We start from the raw sequence: 16,441 nt of genomic DNA on the forward strand, positions 1-16,441 counted from the left end.
TCGAATAGGTTTTGTAGAGTCGAGCCATGCTCGACTGCCACAGCAGGTGATGCCGGCCCGGGGCCGGCATCCGCCATCAATCAGTTGCGCAGCGGCTTGCCGGTCTTGAGCATGTGCGCGATGCGGGCCTGGGTCTTTTCCTGCTGGGCCAGTTCGACGAAGTGCTTGCGCTCCAGGGTCAGCAGCCACTCTTCATCGACCAGGGTGCCGCGATCGACCTTGCCGCCGCACAGCACGGTGGCGATGCGCTCTGCAATCTCGTAGTCGTACGGGCTGATGAAGCGACCTTCCAGCATGTTGACCAGCATCATCTTGAAGGTGGCGATGCCGACGTCGCCGGCCACCTGGATGCGGCGTGCCGGCAGCGGCGGACGGTAGCCGGCTTCGGCCAACGCGCGGGCTTCGGCCTTGGCGATGTACAGCGCCTCGTAGCTGTTGAACACCACCTTGTCGGTGCTGCGCAGCAGACCCAGCTCCTTGGCATTGACCGCCGAGTTGGACACCTTGGCCATGGCCACGGTCTCGAAGGTCTTCTTCAGTTCGGCAAACACGTCGCCGCCCGGGCCGGCCGCCTGCGAGGCGCGCACGGCCAGTTCCTTCAGGCCGCCACCGGCTGGCAGCAGGCCGACGCCGGCTTCCACCAGGCCGATATAGCTTTCCAGGAAGGCCACGGTCTTGGCGCTGTGCATCTGGAACTCGCAGCCACCGCCCAGGGCCAGGCCGCGCACGGCAGCCACCACCGGCACCAGCGAGTACTTGATGCGCTGGCTGGTGCGCTGGAAGTTGGCGACCATCTGCTCGAACTGGTCGACCTTGCCGGCCTGCAGCAGGCCCAGGGCGCCGGCCAGATCGGCACCGGCGGAGAACGGTTCCTTCTGCTGCCAGATCACCAGGCCCTGGAAGTCCTTCTCGGCGCGCGAGACGCATTCCTGCAGGCCATCGAGTACCTGGTCGGAGACGGTGTTCATCTTGGTCTTGAAGCTGACCACGGCGATACCGTCGCCGTCGTGCCACATGCGCAGGCCATCGTTCTCGAACACGGTCTCGCCCGGCGCGAACGTTTCGCCCAGCAGCGGATCCGGGAAGCGCTGGCGCTGGTACACCGGCAGCGACGAGCGCGGCAGCTTGGCGTTGCGCGACGGGCTGTAGCTGCCCTCGGCGGCGTGCACGCCGTCGCGGCCATCGAAGACCCAGTCCGGCAGCGGGGCGTTGCTCATGCTCTTGCCGGCGACGATGTCATCGGCGATCCACTGCGCGACCTGCTTCCAGCCCGCGGCCTGCCAGGTCTCGAACGGGCCCAGCGACCAGCCGTAGCCCCAGCGGATCGCGAGATCGACGTCGCGCGCGGTCTCGGCGATGTCGGCCAGGTGGTAGGCGCTGTAGTGGAACAGATCGCGGAAGGTCGCCCACAGGAACTGTGCCTGCGGATGCTGGCTCTCGCGCAGCTTGGCGAACTTCTCGGCCGGGTTCCTGATCTTCAGGATCTCGACCACCTCCGGTGCGGCGCTGCGGTCGGCCGGACGGTAGTCCTGCTTTTCCAGATCGAGCACGACGATGTCCTTGCCGACCTTGCGGAAGATGCCGGCTCCGGTCTTCTGGCCCAGTGCGCCCTTGGAAATCAGCGCGTCCAGCCACTTGGGCGACTTGAAGAATTCATGCCACGGGTCGTTCGGCAGGGTGTCGCCCATGGTCTTGATCACGTGCGCCATGGTGTCCAGGCCGACCACGTCGGAGGTGCGGTAGGTCGCCGACTTCGGGCGCCCGACCAGCGGCCCGGTCAGGCCATCGACTTCATCGAAGCCCAGGCCGAACTGCTGGGTGTGGTGGATGGTCGACAGGATCGAGAACACGCCGATGCGGTTGCCGATGAAGTTCGGGGTGTCCTTGGCGTAGACCACACCCTTGCCCAGGGTGGTGACCAGGAACTCTTCCAGGCCTTCCAGCACGGCGGCATCGGTGGTCGAGGCCGGGATCAGTTCGGCCAGGTGCATGTAGCGCGGCGGATTGAAGAAGTGCACGCCGCAGAAGCGGTGGCGCAGCTGTTCCGGCAGCACGTCGGCCAGCTTGTTGATGCCCAGGCCGGAGGTGTTGGACGCCAGCACGGCGTGATCGGCCACGAACGGTGCGATCTTCTTGTAAAGGTCCTGCTTCCAGTCCATGCGCTCGGCAATGGCCTCGATGATCAGGTCGCAGTCCTTCAGCTGCTCCAGCCCCGACTCGTAGTTGGCCGGGGTGATCGCTTCGGCCAGCGACTTGCTGGCCAGCGGCGCCGGGCTGAGCTTGCCCAGGTTGGCGATTGCCTTCAGCACGATGCCATCGGCCGGACCTTCCTTGGCGGGCAGGTCGAACAGCACGGTGTCGACGCCGGCGTTGGTGAGGTGGGCGGCGATCTGGGCACCCATGACGCCGGCACCCAGCACGGCGGCGCGGCGGACTAGCAGGGAATTGGACATGGTGTAAGGGCCTTTGTTGGTCAGCAGTTACTGGGTGGAATCAGGCGGAGGCGGGCAGGGCGCTGCCGCTGCGTGCGGCGGCGCGGAACCCGGCTTCGGCGAAATGGATGAGCTCGTGGGCTGCCTGGGCACGATGCGCCGCTTCGGTGACACCGGCGGGACGCTTGATCAGCCCGAAATCGGCCATGGCGTAGGTGAGCGAGCCGGCCAGGAAATCCAGCCGCCAGTACAGCTCTTCCTTGCTCAGGTCAGGCACGCACTCGGCGATGGCCTTGCCGAACGCACGCAGCACGTGGCCGTAATGGTCGGACAGGAACTTGCGCAGGTTGTCGTTTTTTTCGGCGTAGGCGCGGGCGATCACGCGGACGAAGGCGCCGCCGCTCTGGCGGTCCTGGGCCAGCGCCAGCGCCGGCTCCACGAAGGCGGCCAGCACCGGGCGCAGTTCACCGGGGTGTTCGCTGCGGGCGCGTTCGAGCTGGGCCATGCGGGCGCCGGTCATCTCGTCCATGCGACGGCGGAACACCTCGTTGACCAGGTTTTCCTTGGAACCGAAGTGGTAGTTGACGGCGGCGATGTTGACGTCGGCCTGGCTGGTGACCTGGCGCAGCGACGTGCCGGCAAAGCCGTGCAGGGCGAACAGCTCCTCCGCGGCACCGAGGATCCGGTCCTTGGTCGAGAAGTGGGCGGGCTTGGCCATCGGGCAGGCGGACCTTAATCAAACGATTGTTTGATACTAGAACCAGACGGTAGCGTATGGCATTTTGCAGTGCAGCAAAACTGCCGGGCCAGTCAGAGGGCATTCACCCCCGGGTGCGGGGTCGGATCCCCGAAGGCGCTCCGATCCCTGTCGGGCTTGGGGATGGGGTCAGGGCCCCTGCGGGGGCCTGACCCCGGCCGGCATGAGGCCTGCCAGCCATGGGCTGGCACTACTTAGTGGGATCTTTTACAATTCGCCTACGTTTATCAGGCTAAGCCCGCGTTCCGACGCGGGTTTTTTTCATGTACCCTTCGGGCCATCAGCGGCCCGATTCCATTGGAGACATCCCATGGCGCTGGAGCGCACCCTTTCGATCATCAAGCCGGACGCCGTTGCCAAGAACGTCATCGGCGAAATCTACGCCCGCTTTGAAAAGGCCGGCCTGAAGGTCGTCGCCGCCAAGTACAAGCAGCTGTCGCGCCGTGAAGCCGAAGGCTTCTACGCCGTGCACCGCGAGCGTCCGTTCTTCAACGCTCTGGTCGAGTTCATGATCTCCGGCCCGGTGATGATCCAGGCCCTGGAAGGCGAGAACGCCGTGCTGGCCCACCGCGACCTGCTGGGCGCCACCAATCCGAAGGAAGCCGCGCCGGGCACCATCCGCGCCGACTTCGCTGAATCCATCGATGCCAATGCCGCCCACGGCTCGGACTCGGTCGAGAATGCCGCGATCGAAATCGCCTACTTCTTCGCCGCGACCGAAGTCGTCTCGCGCTGAGAGTGATGCCGTGAACGAGGTCGTACAGACACCCGCCATCCAGCCGCTGCCGAAGTCGGCACCCACGGCCGGCAAGCAGAACCTGCTCGACCTCGATCGCGCGGGCCTGGAGACGTTTTTCGTCGAGGTTCTCGGCGAGAAGAAGTTCCGTGCCCACCAGGTGATGAAGTGGATCCACCACCGCTACGTCACCGACTTCGATGAGATGACCGATCTCGGCAAGGTCCTGCGCGCCAAGCTGCAGGATCATGCCGAGGTCGTCGTTCCCAACATCGTGTTCGACAAGCCCTCCGCCGACGGCACCCACAAGTGGCTGCTGGCGATGGGCGTGGATGGCAAGAACGCCATCGAGACCGTGTACATCCCGGACAAGACCCGCGGCACGCTGTGCGTGTCCTCGCAGGTCGGCTGCGGGCTGAACTGCACGTTCTGCTCCACCGCCACCCAGGGCTTCAACCGCAACCTGACCACCGCCGAGATCATCGGCCAGGTGTGGGTGGCTGCGCGCCACCTGGGCAACGTGCCGCACCAGATGCGCCGTCTCACCAACGTGGTGATGATGGGCATGGGCGAGCCGCTGATGAATTTCGACAACGTCGTGCGTGCCATGAGCGTGATGCGCGACGATCTGGGCTATGGCCTGGCGAACAAGCGCGTGACGCTGTCCACGTCCGGCCTGGTGCCGCAGATCGACCGCCTGTCCAGCGAGAGTGATGTCTCCCTGGCGGTGTCGCTGCACGCACCGAACGACGAGCTGCGCGAGACGCTGGTGCCGCTCAACAAGAAGTACCCGATCGCCGAGCTGATGGCCTCGTGCGCGCGCTACCTGCGCGCCAACAAGCGTCGCGAGTCGGTGACCTTCGAATACACCCTGATGAAGGGCATCAACGACCAGCCCGAGCATGCCCGGCAGCTGGCCCGGCTGATGCGCCAGTTCGACAACGCGGTGCAGGCCAAGGACTCGGGCAAGGTCAACCTGATCCCGTTCAATCCGTTCCCGGGCACCCGTTACGAGCGTTCCGAGGAAGCCGACATCCGCGCGTTCCAGAAGATCCTGCTCGACAGCAACGTGCTGACGATGGTCCGCCGCACGCGCGGCGACGACATCGACGCCGCCTGTGGCCAGCTCAAGGGCCAGGTGATGGACCGCACCCGCCGCCAGGCGGAGTTCAACAAGACGCTGCAGGCGGGGAAGGGGAGCGATGCGGCCGCCTGACCGCTTCCGGCTGGCGCTGCTTGCGGGCGTGCTGGCCATGGCGGTCGGTGCCTGCTCCTCCACGCCCAAGGGCCGGCTCGGTCCCAGCGAAGCGCCGGTCTATTCGGTGCGCGACCCGGACGGCGTGCGTCGCCAGGTGCGCGTGAACGATCTGCTGGTGCTGGCCTCGCGGGACATGCAGCTGGGCAATCTGGACGGTGCCGAGAGCAAGGCCCGCCAGGTGCTGAAGCTGCAGCCCGACGAGCCTGACGCACTGGTCCTGCTGGCCGGCATCGATGACCGCCGCGGCCGTACCCGGCAGGCGGGCGAGGGCTTCCGCAGGGCCGCAGAGCTGGCCCCGCAGCGCGGTGACGTACTCAACAACTATGGCGCCTGGCTGTGCCAGCAGGGGCAGGCCGCCGAGTCGCTGGTGTGGTTCGATCGTGCGCTGCAGGCGCCGGGCTATGCCACGCCGGCCGAGGCGCAGGCCAACGCGGGGGGCTGTGCGCTTGACGCGGGGCAGCCCGAACGGGCCGAGCGCGACCTGCGTGCCGCACTCGCGGTGGCTCCGGCCAACCCGGTCGCCCTGGAGGCGATGGCCCAGCTGAGCTTCCGCCAGGGCCGCTACATGGAGGCCCGGGCCTTCGCCGAGCGCAGGATTTCGGCTGCACCCGCAACACGTTCCGTGTTACAACTTGCGTCTCAAATCGAGGCGCGGCTGGGCGATCACGCAGCATCCGATCGCTATCTGCAGCGGATTCGACAGGAATTTCCGCAGGATGCGGGCTCCTAACTCCAGGGTTGATGCATTGTGATTGATGACCAGACTGTGAGCGCTCTCGAGACTGCGGCCGGCTGTGGCACCCGCCTTCGCCAGGCCCGCGAGGCGGCCGGACTGACCCTTGACGACGTCGGACAGCGGCTGCGCATGCCGGTCCAGGTGGTCAGGTCGCTGGAAGAAGAACAGTGGCAGAAGCTCGGTGCGCCGGTGTTCGTCCGCGGCCAGCTGCGCAGCTATGCGCGCCTGCTGAATGTGGATGTGAGCGAACTGCTGGAGCAGGCCCAGGTGGGCCCGGTGGTCCCGCCGACCCTGGTCAGCCATACCCATACCCCGCGTGCGCGCCGGATCGCCGAGAACCTCGGCCGGCGCGTGCTGTATGTCGGCATCACCGCGGTGCTGGCCGTGCCGGTGTGGTTCGCCACGCGCGGCCATTTCGATGGCGGCACGCCGTCGCCGAACACCGCCTCGCTGGACGTGATCCCGGCGACCGTGCCGGTCACCCCCGCCGCCGACGGCGCCGAGCCGGTGGCATCGACGGAGACCTCGGTGGCGTCCACCGCCAAGCCGGCCGCGACCCCGTACGTCGCCTCGCTGGCGCCGGTCCCGCGTCCGGCCGCCACTGCGGCGGGTGCCGGCACCACGCTGGAGATGCAGTTCAACGGAGACAGCTGGGTCGACATCGGCGGCCCCGATGGCAGCACCGTCGAGAAGGCGCTGATCCGGTCGGGCGAGAGCCGAAGCTTCACCCCGGGCCAGGTGACCCGGGTCACTCTGGGCAACGCCTCGGCGGTCCAGGTTCAGCAGAACGGCGCTATCGTCGATCTGGCGCCCTACCAGCGAGCCAACGTGGCACGCTTTCAGGTATCCTCTGAAGGCTCCGTGGTCCCGGTTTCGCACTGAGGCGCGGTTTCACCACCTTCGATAATCCCAATGGTCCCTCCCGATGGGCGGGGCGAGAGTACGCATGGCGATCGACGATCTGCTCGACGAGCACGAACAAAGTGAACGCGTCCGCAGCTGGCTGCGGAAGAATGGCGCCAGCATCATCGGTGGCGTGGCCATCGCCATCGGCGCCATCGCCGGCTGGCAGTGGTGGCAGACGCAGCAGGGCGGCAAGCTGGCCTCGGCCAATGTCGAATACCAGAAGGCACTGGTGGGTCTGCAGCAGAACAAGCTCGACGACGCCGCCAAGGCGGTGAAGGCGCTCGAAGCCGGTCCCTCCAGCATCTACGGCGACCTCGCGGCGCTGCAACTGGCCAAGGCCCAGGTCGACGCCGGCAAGAATGAAGAAGCCCTGGCGACGCTGCGCAGCGTGAAGGTCGAAGGAGACCTGCAGCGCGTGGTCGACCAGCGCGTGGCCCGCCTGCTGGTCGCCACCGGCAAGGCCGACGAGGCGATCTCCCTGCTGGGCAGCGCCACCGACAGCGGCAGCCTGGAGATCCACGGCGATGCGCTGATGGCCCAGGGCAAGCGCGATGCCGCCCGCGAACAGTACGAGAAGGCGTTGAAGACGCTGGACGTGGCGGCGCCGCAGCGGCGCCTGCTGGAAACCAAGGTTATGGACGCCGGCGGCACCGTCGCCGCCCCTGCGGAGTCGGTTTGATGAGTCAGAAGGTCATGATCACCCGCGTCGCCACCGTGCTGCTGCTCGGCGTGGCGCTGTCCGGCTGCAGCACCATGAAGGGCTGGTTCGCCGGCAAGGACGCGGAAGCGAAGAAGGCGCAGGAGCCGGCCGAACTGGTCAAGTTCGAGCCGACCCTGAAGGTCAACAAGGCCTGGTCGGTCAATCTGGGCAAGGGTGAGCGTCGCATCGGCGTGCGCCAGGGCCCGGCGGTGGCCAACGGCCACGTGTTCGCTGCGGCGATCACCGGTGGCGTGCATGCCATCGACCTGCAGACCGGCAAGAAGGTCTGGACCTGGGAGCCGAAGAAGGAAAAGAAGAAGGACAAGCTGCGCCTGTCCGGTGGCCCGGGTGTTGGCGAGAACCTCGTCGTGATCGGCACGCTCGACGGCCAGGTCATCGCGCTGGACATCAATGACGGCAGCGAGAAGTGGCGCGCCCGCGTGCCCGGCGAAGTGATCGCCGCGCCGGCGGTGGCCCAGGGCATGGTGTTCGTGCGCAGCAACGACGGCCGCATCACCGCCTTCGACGTGGGCAACGGCACCCAGCGCTGGTTCAACCCGAGCGAACTGCCGGCGCTGACCGTGCGTGGCAATGCGCCGGTGGTGACCGGTCCGGGCGTGCTGTTCATCGGCAGGGATGACGGCGCCATCGCCGCGCTGGCCATGCAGGATGGCCGCACCCTGTGGGAACAGAACGTGGGCAGCGCTGAAGGGCGCACCGAGCTGGAGCGCATGGCCGACATCGACGGTGCGCCGGTGCTCGATGGCAACACGCTGTTCGTGAGCAGCTTCAAGAACCAGACGATGGCCATCGAAGGCCCGACCGGTCGCCCGCTGTGGGCGCGCGACCACGGCGGTGCCGGTGGCGTGGCGGTCTCGTCGGGCAATGTGTTCGTCACCGACAACAAGGGTGGCGTGTTCGGCCTGGACAAGGCCAGTGGCGCGGCGATGTGGTCGCAGACCGGGCTCGCCCGGCGCCTGCTGACCGGCCCGGCACTGCACGGCGACTACGTGGTGGTCGGCGACTACAAGGGATACGTGCACTGGCTGCAGACGTCCGATGGCGCGATGGCGGCGCGGGCCAAGAGCGGCGGTGAAGCTCTGCTGGCCCAGCCGATCGTCGTCGACGGGGTGCTGCTGGTGCAGAACGTGGATGGCAAGCTGACCGCCTTCCGGTTGGCAAATTAATACGGAGTAATCGCGATGCTGCCTTTGGTCGCCCTGGTTGGACGGCCGAATGTCGGCAAGTCGACCATTTTCAATGCGTTGACCCGCACCCGTGACGCCCTGGTCCATGACCAGCCCGGCGTCACCCGTGATCGCAACTACGGCGTCTGCCGCCTCGACGAGGACAATCATTTCCTCGTCGTGGACACCGGCGGTATCGCCGGGGAAGACGAGGGCCTGGCGGGCGCTACCACGCGTCAGGCGCGGGCCGCTGCCGCCGAAGCCGACCTGATCCTGTTCGTCGTCGATGCCCGCGAGGGCACGTCGGCGCTGGATGACGAGATCCTGTCGTGGCTGCGCAAGCTGTCGCGTCCGACCCTGCTGCTCATCAACAAGATCGACGGCACCGACGAGATGGCCGTGCGCTCGGAATTCGCGCGCTACGGTTTCAGCGAGATGCTGACGGTTTCGGCCGCGCATCGTCAGGGCCTGGACGATCTGCTCGATGAAGTGATCCAGCGCCTGCCGGAAGAGGGCAGTGGCGAAGAGCTGGACAACGATCCGAACCGTGTGCGCATCGCCTTTGTCGGCCGCCCCAACGTGGGCAAGTCTACCCTGGTCAACCGCATCCTCGGCGAGGAGCGCATGATCGCCTCCGACGTGCCCGGCACCACCCGCGATTCGATCGCGGTGGACCTGGAACGCGATGGCCGCGAGTACCGCCTGATCGACACCGCCGGCCTGCGTCGCCGCTCGCGGGTGGACGAGGTGGTCGAGAAGTTCTCGGTGGTCAAGACCATGCAGTCCATCGAGCAGTGCCAGGTGGCCGTGCTCATGCTGGACGCCACCGAAGGCGTGACCGACCAGGACGCCACCGTGCTGGGGGCCGTGCTCGACGCCGGCCGCGCCCTGGTGATCGCCATCAACAAGTGGGATGGCCTGACCGAGTACCAGCGCGAGCAGGCCGAAACCATGCTGTCGCTGAAGCTGGGCTTCGTGCCGTGGGCGGAATCGGTACGCATCTCGGCCAAGCATGGCTCGGGCCTGCGTGAGCTGTTCCGTGCGGTGCACCGCGCCCACGAATCGGCGAACAAGACGTTCACCACCAGCGAAGTGAACAAGGCGCTGGAAGTGGCCTACGAGACCAACCCGCCGCCGACCATCCGCGGCCACGTCTCCAAGCTGCGTTACGTGCACCCGGCCGGCGCCAACCCGCCCACCTTCATCGTGCATGGCACGCGCCTGAAGGAGCTGCAGGAGTCGTACAAGCGCTACCTGGAGAACTTCTTCCGCAAGCGCTTCAAGCTGATCGGCACGCCGGTGGTGTTCCTGTTCCGCGAAGGTGCCAACCCGTACGAGGGCAAGAAGAACGTGCTGACCGAACGGCAGATCAAGGCCAAGCGGCGCTTGATGAAACACGTCAAGGGCAAGTAACCGGAAAGGCGGCCGCAGGGCCGCCTTTTTCGTTTGACGGGGAATGGGGTCAGATCCCTTTTCCTCCGGAACAGGGATCTGACCCCTGGGACGCTCGGCGGGCAGGGCCTGCGCGATAATGGCGCCATGAGCATCCGAGAGCTTTCCCCCGCGCAGGCGCATGACCGCCTGGCCCATGGCGCCGTGCTGATCGACGTGCGGGAGGCGCACGAGCGCGCCGGTGGCATGGCCGAAGGCGCCCGTGGTGTGGCCGGGGCGGAACTGCGGGCCGACCCGGCCGCGCACCTGCCACGCCCGGAACAGGAAATCCTGCTGATCTGCCAGACCGGCAAGCGTTCGGCCGACGCCGCGCAGGCCCTGCTCGACGCTGGCTACGCGAACGTGGCGTCGGTCGCCGGGGGCACCGTGGCCTGGCGCGAGCAGGCGCTGCCGCTGGTGCAGCCCGTGGCCAGCGCTGCCGACCGCGATTTCTTCGATCGCTACTCGCGCCACCTGCTTCTGCCGCAGATCGGCGAGGCGGGCCAGCGTCGCCTGCAGCAGTCGCGTGTGCTGGTGCTGGGCGCGGGCGGCCTGGGGGCACCGGCCGGCTTCTACCTGGCCGCCGCCGGGGTCGGGCACCTGCGCTTCGCCGACCACGACCGGGTCGAACGCAGCAACCTGCACCGCCAGATCGTGCATACCGAAGCCAGTGTCGGCCAGCTCAAGGTCGACTCCGCACGCGAGCGCCTGCTGGCGCTGAATCCCGCCATTGACATTGAAGCCGTGCCGCAGCGGGTCACCTCCGACAACGTCGACGCGCTGCTGGACGGGGTGGACGTGGTGCTGGATGGCTCGGACAACTTCCCGCTGCGCTACCTGCTCAACGATGCGTGCATCAAGCACCGGCTGCCGCTGGTGTATGCGGCAATCGAGCGCTTCGACGGCCAGGTGAGCGTGTTCGACGCCGGCCGCCAGCGCGGCGTCGCGCCCTGCTACCGCTGCCTGTTCCCGGAGCCGCCGCCGCCGGAGTTCGCGCCGAACTGTTCCGAGGCCGGCGTGCTGGGCGTGCTGCCAGGGTTGGCCGGCGTGCTGCAGGCCACCGAGGTGTTGAAACTGCTGCTGGGCATCGGCGAGCCCCTGGTGGGGCGTCTGCTGCGTTTCGATGCACTGGGCATGCGCTTCCGCGAAACCGGCATCGGCCCGGACCCGCAATGCCCGGTCTGCGCGCCGGGCGTGCCGTTCCCGGGCTATATCGATTACGCCGCCTTCTGCCGGGGCGGGTGATTCCGGTAGCGCCGGGCCACGCCCGGCGAGCGCAGCGGGGCGCGCAGGCACATCCGCCAAGCCTGGCCCGGCGCCACCGTTGATCGTTTCAGAATGATGTGTGGGGTGGCTGCCGGCATCGTTCCACCTTCAAGACAATCCGGCGCAACATGCGTGCTATTGCCGTCATCCACATTGCTCTATCGTGGTGAGCGATTCTGGATTCCGGGGAAAGCACCGCATGGCGGTAGAAGCAGCGACCAGCGAGCTGGTCAAGGTGGTTGCCCTGCTGGGCGCGGCGGTGGTGATGGTGCCCTTGTTCCGGCGGCTGGGCCTGGGGTCGGTACTGGGCTACTTCGCCGCCGGCCTGGCAATCGGACCGTTCGGGCTGGGCTGGTTCTCCGATCCGCAGGCCATCCTGCATACCGCCGAACTCGGCGTGGTGATGTTCCTGTTCGTGATCGGCCTGGAGATGCGGCCCTCGCACCTGTGGAGCCTGCGCAAGGAAATCTTCGGGCTGGGCACGCTGCAGATCGTCACCTGCGCGCTGGTGCTGACCAGTATCGCCAAGCTGTTCGGCTTCCCGTGGCAGGTGGCCTTCATCGGTGCCACCGGCTTCGTGCTGACCTCCACCGCCGTGGTGATGCAGCTGCTGGCCGAGCGCGGTGATATCGCGCTGCCTTCGGGGCAGAAGATCGTCTCCATCCTGCTGTTCGAAGACCTGCTGATCGTGCCGCTGCTGGCCCTGGTGGCGTGGATGGCGCCCAGCGCGGGCAGCTCCGATGGCGAGGGCTCGCGCTGGCTGTCGGTGGTGATCGGTGTCGGTGCCATCGTCGGTCTGGTGCTGGTCGGCCGCTTCCTGCTCAACCCGCTGTTCCGCCTGCTGGCCGAATCGAAGGCACGCGAGGTGATGACCGCCGCCGCGTTGCTGGTGGTGCTGGGCGCGGCACTGCTGATGCAGCTGTCCGGCCTGTCGATGGCGATGGGCGCGTTCCTGGCCGGCGTGCTGCTGAGCGAATCGACCTTCCGTCACCAGATTGAAGCCGACATCGAACCGTTCCGCGGCATCCTGCTCGGCCTGTTCTTCCTCAGCGTCGGCATGGCGCTGGACCTGGGCGTAGTGGCCTCGCACTGGCAGCTGATCGCCGGCCTGGTGCTGGCGCTGATGGCGGCCAAGGCACTGTGCATCTACGTCGTTGCGCGTCTGATGGGCAGCGACCACGCGCAGGCGCTGGACCGTGGCGTGCTGATGGCGCAGGGCGGTGAGTTCGCCTTCGTGCTGTTCTCCGCAGCGGCGGCCGCCGGTGTGATCGACGTGGACATCAATGCCAACTTCACCGCCGTGGTGGTGCTGTCGATGGCGCTGACCCCGCTGGTGGTGCTGGTCTACAAGCGCGTGGCACCGAAGCCGACGGTGAACCTGGAGGGCGTGGACGAGGCCGACGGCCTGTCCGGCAGCGTGCTGCTGATCGGCTTCGGCCGCTTCGGCCAGGTGGCCAGCCAGTCGCTGCTGGCGCGCGACGTGGACGTGACCATCATCGACAACGATGTGGAGATGATCCAGAGCGCGGCGCGGTTCGGCTTCAAGATCTACTACGGCGATGGCACCCGTCTGGACGTGCTGCATGCTTCCGGCGCCGCGACCGCGCGCGCGATCGCGGTGTGCGTGGACAAGGCCGACGCCGCCGACCGCATCGTCGAGCTGGTCGCGCACGAATTCCCGCAGGCCAAACTGATGGTGCGCTCGTTCGACCGCGAGCATTCACTGCGGCTGATCCATGCCGGCGTCGATTTCCAGATCCGCGAGACCTTTGAATCGGCCGTGCTGTTCGGTCAGGCCGCCCTGATCGAGCTGGGCGCCGACGAGGACGACGCGATCGAGATCGCCGAGCAGATCCGTCGCCGCGACGCCGAGCGTTTCGAGCTGGAAATCGCCGGTGGCGGCCTGAACGCCGGCGCCAAGATGGTGTTTGGCAACTCCGGCCAGGGCGTACCGACGCCGACCCCGTTCACCGCGCCGAAGCGGGCAAGCAAGACCTTGAACCCGCAGGACGTGCCCGAAGAGGAAGAATGAGGGATGCGACCCGTAACGTCACCCGGGGTCAGCGTTCCAAGGTAGCGCCGGGCCATGCCCGGCGAGCGCAGCGGCCGCATTGGCGGTGGGCGAGGGGGCCTGAATCGGGGACAATAGCCTCCCCACCGCCGCCGCCCCCGCATTCGATGAACGATTCCGCCGCCCCGCATCCTGCCCGCATTCTCGATGGCCGCCGCATCGCTGAAGACCTGCTCGACAGCCTGAAGGTGCGTGTCGATGCCCGCATCGCGGCCGGTGGCAGCCGTCCGGGGCTGGCCGTGGTGCTGGTGGGCGGCGACCCGGCCTCGACCGTATACGTGCGCAACAAGCGCCGTGCCGCCGAGAAGGTCGGCATCGAAGCACACGATTACGACCTGCCGGCCGGCACCACCGAGGCCGAACTGCTGGACCTGATCGACCAGCTCAATGCCGATCCGAAGATCAACGGCATCCTGATCCAGCTGCCGCTGCCGGGCATCCCCGATGCACGCCGGCTGATCCAGCGCATCGACCCGCGCAAGGACGTCGATGGCTTCCACCCGGAGAACGTCGGCCATCTGGCCCTGCGCGAGTTCGGCCTGCGCCCGTGCACGCCGCGCGGCATCACCACGCTGCTGGGCCACACCGACCAGCCGGTGCGCGGTCGCAACGCCACCATCGTCGGTGTCAGCAACCACGTCGGCCGCCCGATGGGCCTGGAACTGCTGATTGCCGGCTGCACCGTCACCAGCTGCCACAAGTTCACCCCGAAGGACGTGCTGGAACAGGCCGTGCGCAACGCCGACATCCTGGTGGTGGCGGTGGGCCGCCCGGGCATCGTGCCGGGCGAGTGGGTGAAGCCGGGCGCGGTGGTGATCGACGTCGGCATCAACCGGTTGGATGACGGCCGCCTGGTGGGCGACGTCGGCTTCGATGCGGCGGCGCAGCGGGCGAGCTGGATCACCCCGGTGCCGGGTGGTGTCGGCCCGATGACCGTGGCCACGTTGATGCAGAACACCCTGGAAGCGGCGGAAGCGCTGAGCTGATCGCAGCGAGCGGCTGTTGGTAGGCGCCAACCGTCGTCGGCCTGCCTGTGGTGGGTGCCAACCTTGGTTGGCACGCTTCATCCGGCGTCTGGACCCCAGATGGGGTGGAGGCCTCTCTGTTTGTGCCAACCAAGGTTGGCACCTACCAGGAGCCGGTCGTCGGCCTGCCTGTGGTGGGTGCCAACCGTCGTCGGTCGCCTGTGTGGGTGCCAACCTTGGTTGGCACAAACAGGGAGAGGCCTTCACCCCATCTGGGGTCCAGGCACCGGACGAAGCGTGCCAACCAAGGTTGGCACCCACCAAAGCGGTGGCCGGCCCCCTGAATGGACCGCCGCCCGCGCGACACTGCGTCGCATCCACCCCCTGCCACGCGGCGCGAAAACAAGGTAAAATGTCGCGCTTCCCCACATCTCGGGTATGCCGATGCTGCGCATCCAGGCTGAAGCACTCACTTACGACGACGTCTCGCTCGTCCCCGCCCACTCGACCATCCTGCCCAAGGACGTCAACCTTGAAACGCGGTTGACCCGAGACCTGAAGCTCAAGCTTCCGATCCTGTCCGCCGCGATGGACACCGTCACCGAAGCCCGCCTGGCCATCGCCATGGCCCAGCTCGGCGGCATGGGCATCATCCACAAGAATCTCAGCCTGGAACAGCAGGCCGCGGAAGTGGCCAAGGTGAAGAAGTTCGAGGCCGGTGTCATCCGCGACCCGATCACCGTCGGCCCGGAAACCACCATCCGTGACGTGCTGGCCCTGACCCAGGCGCACAACATCTCCGGCGTGCCGGTGGTGGGCAGCGACGGCCTGCTGGCCGGCATCGTGACCCACCGCGACATGCGCTTCGAGACCGAGCTGGACGATCCGGTCCGCCACATCATGACCAAGAAGGATCGCCTGATCACGGTCAAGGAAGGCGCCGCGTCTGATGAAGTGCTGCAGCTGCTGCACCGCAACCGCATCGAGAAGGTGCTGGTGGTCAATGACTCGTTCGAACTGCGTGGCCTGATCACCGTCAAGGACATCCAGAAGAACACCGACTTCCCGAACGCCGCCAAGGATCTGTCGACCCGCCTGCTGGTCGGCGCCGCCGTCGGCGTGGGGGGCGATACCGATCACCGCGTGGAAGCGCTGGTCGCCGCCGGCGTGGACGTGATCGTGGTCGATACCGCGCACGGCCACTCGCAGGGCGTGCTGGACCGCGTCAGCTGGGTCAAGAAGAACTTCCCGAACGTGCAGGTCATCGGCGGCAACATCTGCACCGGCGAAGCCGCACTGGCGCTGCTGGACAGCGGCGCGGACGCGGTCAAGGTCGGCATCGGCCCGGGCTCGATCTGCACCACCCGCGTGGTTGCCGGCGTCGGCGTGCCGCAGGTCACCGCCATCGATCTGGTGGCCGAAGCGCTGCAGGACCGCATCCCGCTGATCGCCGACGGTGGCATCCGCTACTCGGGCGACATCGGCAAGGCGCTGGCCGCCGGTGCCTCGACCATCATGGTCGGCGGCCTGCTGGCCGGTACCGAGGAATCGCCGGGCGAGACCGAGCTGTACCAGGGCCGTTCGTACAAGAGCTACCGCGGCATGGGTTCGCTGGCTGCCATGGAGAAGGGGTCCAAGGACCGCTACTTCCAGGACGCCGCCACCGCCGACAAGCTGGTGCCGGAAGGCATCGAAGGCCGCGTGCCGTACCGCGGCCCGGTGGGCGGCATCATCCACCAGCTGATGGGCGGCCTGCGCGCCACCATGGGCTACGTGGGCTGCGCCACCATCGACGAGATGCGCAGCAAGCCCAAGTTCGTGAAGATCAGCGGCGCCGGCCAGCGTGAGAGCCACGTCCACGACGTGACGATCACCAAAGAGCCGCCGAACTACCGCGCCTGATGCGCTTGCGAACTGCTCTTGCGATTACGGGCAGCCTGCTGATGGCAGGCTGTTCGTTGTCCGAACCGCCGCCGCGCTCCGGGTCTCCGGGCGC

Annotated in this window: 13 protein-coding genes; 11 read left to right on the top strand and 2 right to left on the bottom strand. The window is 67.3% G+C overall.

Annotation, left to right across the window (positions count from 1 at the left end; genetic code table 11):
- Positions 1-80: 80 nt before the first annotated feature.
- Together N5J29_RS03440 and N5J29_RS03445 are read right to left on the bottom strand one after the other, a co-directional pair.
- Entirely contained in the window at positions 81-2,453 is a 2,373-nt protein-coding gene (locus N5J29_RS03440; RefSeq protein ID WP_128989545.1) for a 3-hydroxyacyl-CoA dehydrogenase/enoyl-CoA hydratase family protein, read from the bottom strand.
- A gap of 40 nt (positions 2,454-2,493) precedes the next feature.
- Positions 2,494-3,150 (bottom strand): TetR family transcriptional regulator, encoded by a 657-nt coding sequence (locus N5J29_RS03445; protein ID WP_065175050.1) that lies wholly within the window; start codon positions 3,148-3,150, stop codon positions 2,494-2,496.
- Positions 3,151-3,499: 349 nt separating this feature from the next.
- Between N5J29_RS03445 and ndk the strand changes: the two genes are divergently transcribed.
- The 11 genes from ndk (at position 3,500) to guaB (ending at position 16,347) form a co-directional block, all read left to right on the top strand.
- Positions 3,500-3,925 (top strand): nucleoside-diphosphate kinase, encoded by a 426-nt coding sequence (gene ndk / locus N5J29_RS03450; RefSeq protein ID WP_005409295.1) that lies wholly within the window; start codon positions 3,500-3,502, stop codon positions 3,923-3,925.
- A gap of 10 nt (positions 3,926-3,935) precedes the next feature.
- A complete protein-coding gene (rlmN, locus tag N5J29_RS03455; RefSeq protein WP_053520188.1) occupies positions 3,936-5,141 on the top strand; it encodes a 23S rRNA (adenine(2503)-C(2))-methyltransferase RlmN in 1,206 nt (401 codons plus the stop codon).
- Positions 5,128-5,913, top strand: a complete 786-nt coding sequence (gene pilW, locus N5J29_RS03460; RefSeq protein ID WP_065181337.1) for a type IV pilus biogenesis/stability protein PilW — start codon at positions 5,128-5,130, stop codon at positions 5,911-5,913. Before rlmN ends, pilW begins: the two co-directional genes overlap by 14 nt.
- A gap of 18 nt (positions 5,914-5,931) precedes the next feature.
- Positions 5,932-6,801, top strand: coding sequence for a RodZ domain-containing protein (locus N5J29_RS03465; protein ID WP_065175051.1), 870 nt, complete (start codon positions 5,932-5,934; stop codon positions 6,799-6,801).
- Between the two features lie 64 nt (positions 6,802-6,865).
- Positions 6,866-7,504, top strand: a complete 639-nt coding sequence (locus tag N5J29_RS03470; protein WP_053520185.1) for a tetratricopeptide repeat protein — start codon at positions 6,866-6,868, stop codon at positions 7,502-7,504.
- A complete protein-coding gene (gene bamB / locus N5J29_RS03475) occupies positions 7,504-8,712 on the top strand; it encodes an outer membrane protein assembly factor BamB (RefSeq protein WP_053520184.1) in 1,209 nt (402 codons plus the stop codon). The genes N5J29_RS03470 and bamB overlap by 1 nt, the downstream gene beginning before the upstream one ends.
- Before the next feature lie 15 nt (positions 8,713-8,727).
- Positions 8,728-10,125: a ribosome biogenesis GTPase Der gene (der, locus tag N5J29_RS03480; RefSeq protein WP_053520183.1), complete on the top strand. Its 1,398-nt coding sequence runs from the start codon at positions 8,728-8,730 to the stop codon at positions 10,123-10,125.
- 126 nt (positions 10,126-10,251) lie between these two features.
- Complete coding sequence (moeB, locus tag N5J29_RS03485) at positions 10,252-11,388, top strand: molybdopterin-synthase adenylyltransferase MoeB (protein ID WP_164153127.1); 1,137 nt, start codon at positions 10,252-10,254, stop codon at positions 11,386-11,388.
- A gap of 220 nt (positions 11,389-11,608) precedes the next feature.
- A complete protein-coding gene (locus N5J29_RS03490; RefSeq protein ID WP_164153128.1) occupies positions 11,609-13,441 on the top strand; it encodes a monovalent cation:proton antiporter-2 (CPA2) family protein in 1,833 nt (610 codons plus the stop codon).
- Between the two features lie 146 nt (positions 13,442-13,587).
- Complete coding sequence (folD, locus tag N5J29_RS03495) at positions 13,588-14,466, top strand: bifunctional methylenetetrahydrofolate dehydrogenase/methenyltetrahydrofolate cyclohydrolase FolD (RefSeq protein WP_065181342.1); 879 nt, start codon at positions 13,588-13,590, stop codon at positions 14,464-14,466.
- A gap of 423 nt (positions 14,467-14,889) precedes the next feature.
- Positions 14,890-16,347, top strand: a complete 1,458-nt coding sequence (guaB, locus tag N5J29_RS03500) for an IMP dehydrogenase (RefSeq protein WP_164153018.1) — start codon at positions 14,890-14,892, stop codon at positions 16,345-16,347.
- The last annotated feature ends 94 nt before the right edge of the window (positions 16,348-16,441 follow it).

It is taken from the genome of Stenotrophomonas sp. GD03680, assembly GCF_029844625.1.
In the GTDB taxonomy this organism is placed as follows: Bacteria; Pseudomonadota; Gammaproteobacteria; order Xanthomonadales; family Xanthomonadaceae; genus Stenotrophomonas; species Stenotrophomonas maltophilia_P.

Bases quoted from the DNA above. Each gene is read 5' to 3' on its own strand.
- N5J29_RS03440 (WP_128989545.1), bottom strand. From the start codon at position 2,453: ATGTCCAATTCCCTGCTAGTCCGCCGCGCCGCCGTGCTGGGTGCCGGC.
- N5J29_RS03445 (WP_065175050.1), bottom strand. From the start codon at position 3,150: ATGGCCAAGCCCGCCCACTTCTCGACCAAGGACCGGATCCTCGGTGCC.
- folD (WP_065181342.1), top strand. From the start codon at position 13,588: ATGAACGATTCCGCCGCCCCGCATCCTGCCCGCATTCTCGATGGCCGC.
- pilW (WP_065181337.1), top strand. From the start codon at position 5,128: ATGCGGCCGCCTGACCGCTTCCGGCTGGCGCTGCTTGCGGGCGTGCTG.
- N5J29_RS03490 (WP_164153128.1), top strand. From the start codon at position 11,609: ATGGCGGTAGAAGCAGCGACCAGCGAGCTGGTCAAGGTGGTTGCCCTG.
- moeB (WP_164153127.1), top strand. From the start codon at position 10,252: ATGAGCATCCGAGAGCTTTCCCCCGCGCAGGCGCATGACCGCCTGGCC.
- bamB (WP_053520184.1), top strand. From the start codon at position 7,504: ATGAGTCAGAAGGTCATGATCACCCGCGTCGCCACCGTGCTGCTGCTC.
- der (WP_053520183.1), top strand. From the start codon at position 8,728: ATGCTGCCTTTGGTCGCCCTGGTTGGACGGCCGAATGTCGGCAAGTCG.
- guaB (WP_164153018.1), top strand. From the start codon at position 14,890: ATGCTGCGCATCCAGGCTGAAGCACTCACTTACGACGACGTCTCGCTC.
- ndk (WP_005409295.1), top strand. From the start codon at position 3,500: ATGGCGCTGGAGCGCACCCTTTCGATCATCAAGCCGGACGCCGTTGCC.
- N5J29_RS03470 (WP_053520185.1), top strand. From the start codon at position 6,866: ATGGCGATCGACGATCTGCTCGACGAGCACGAACAAAGTGAACGCGTC.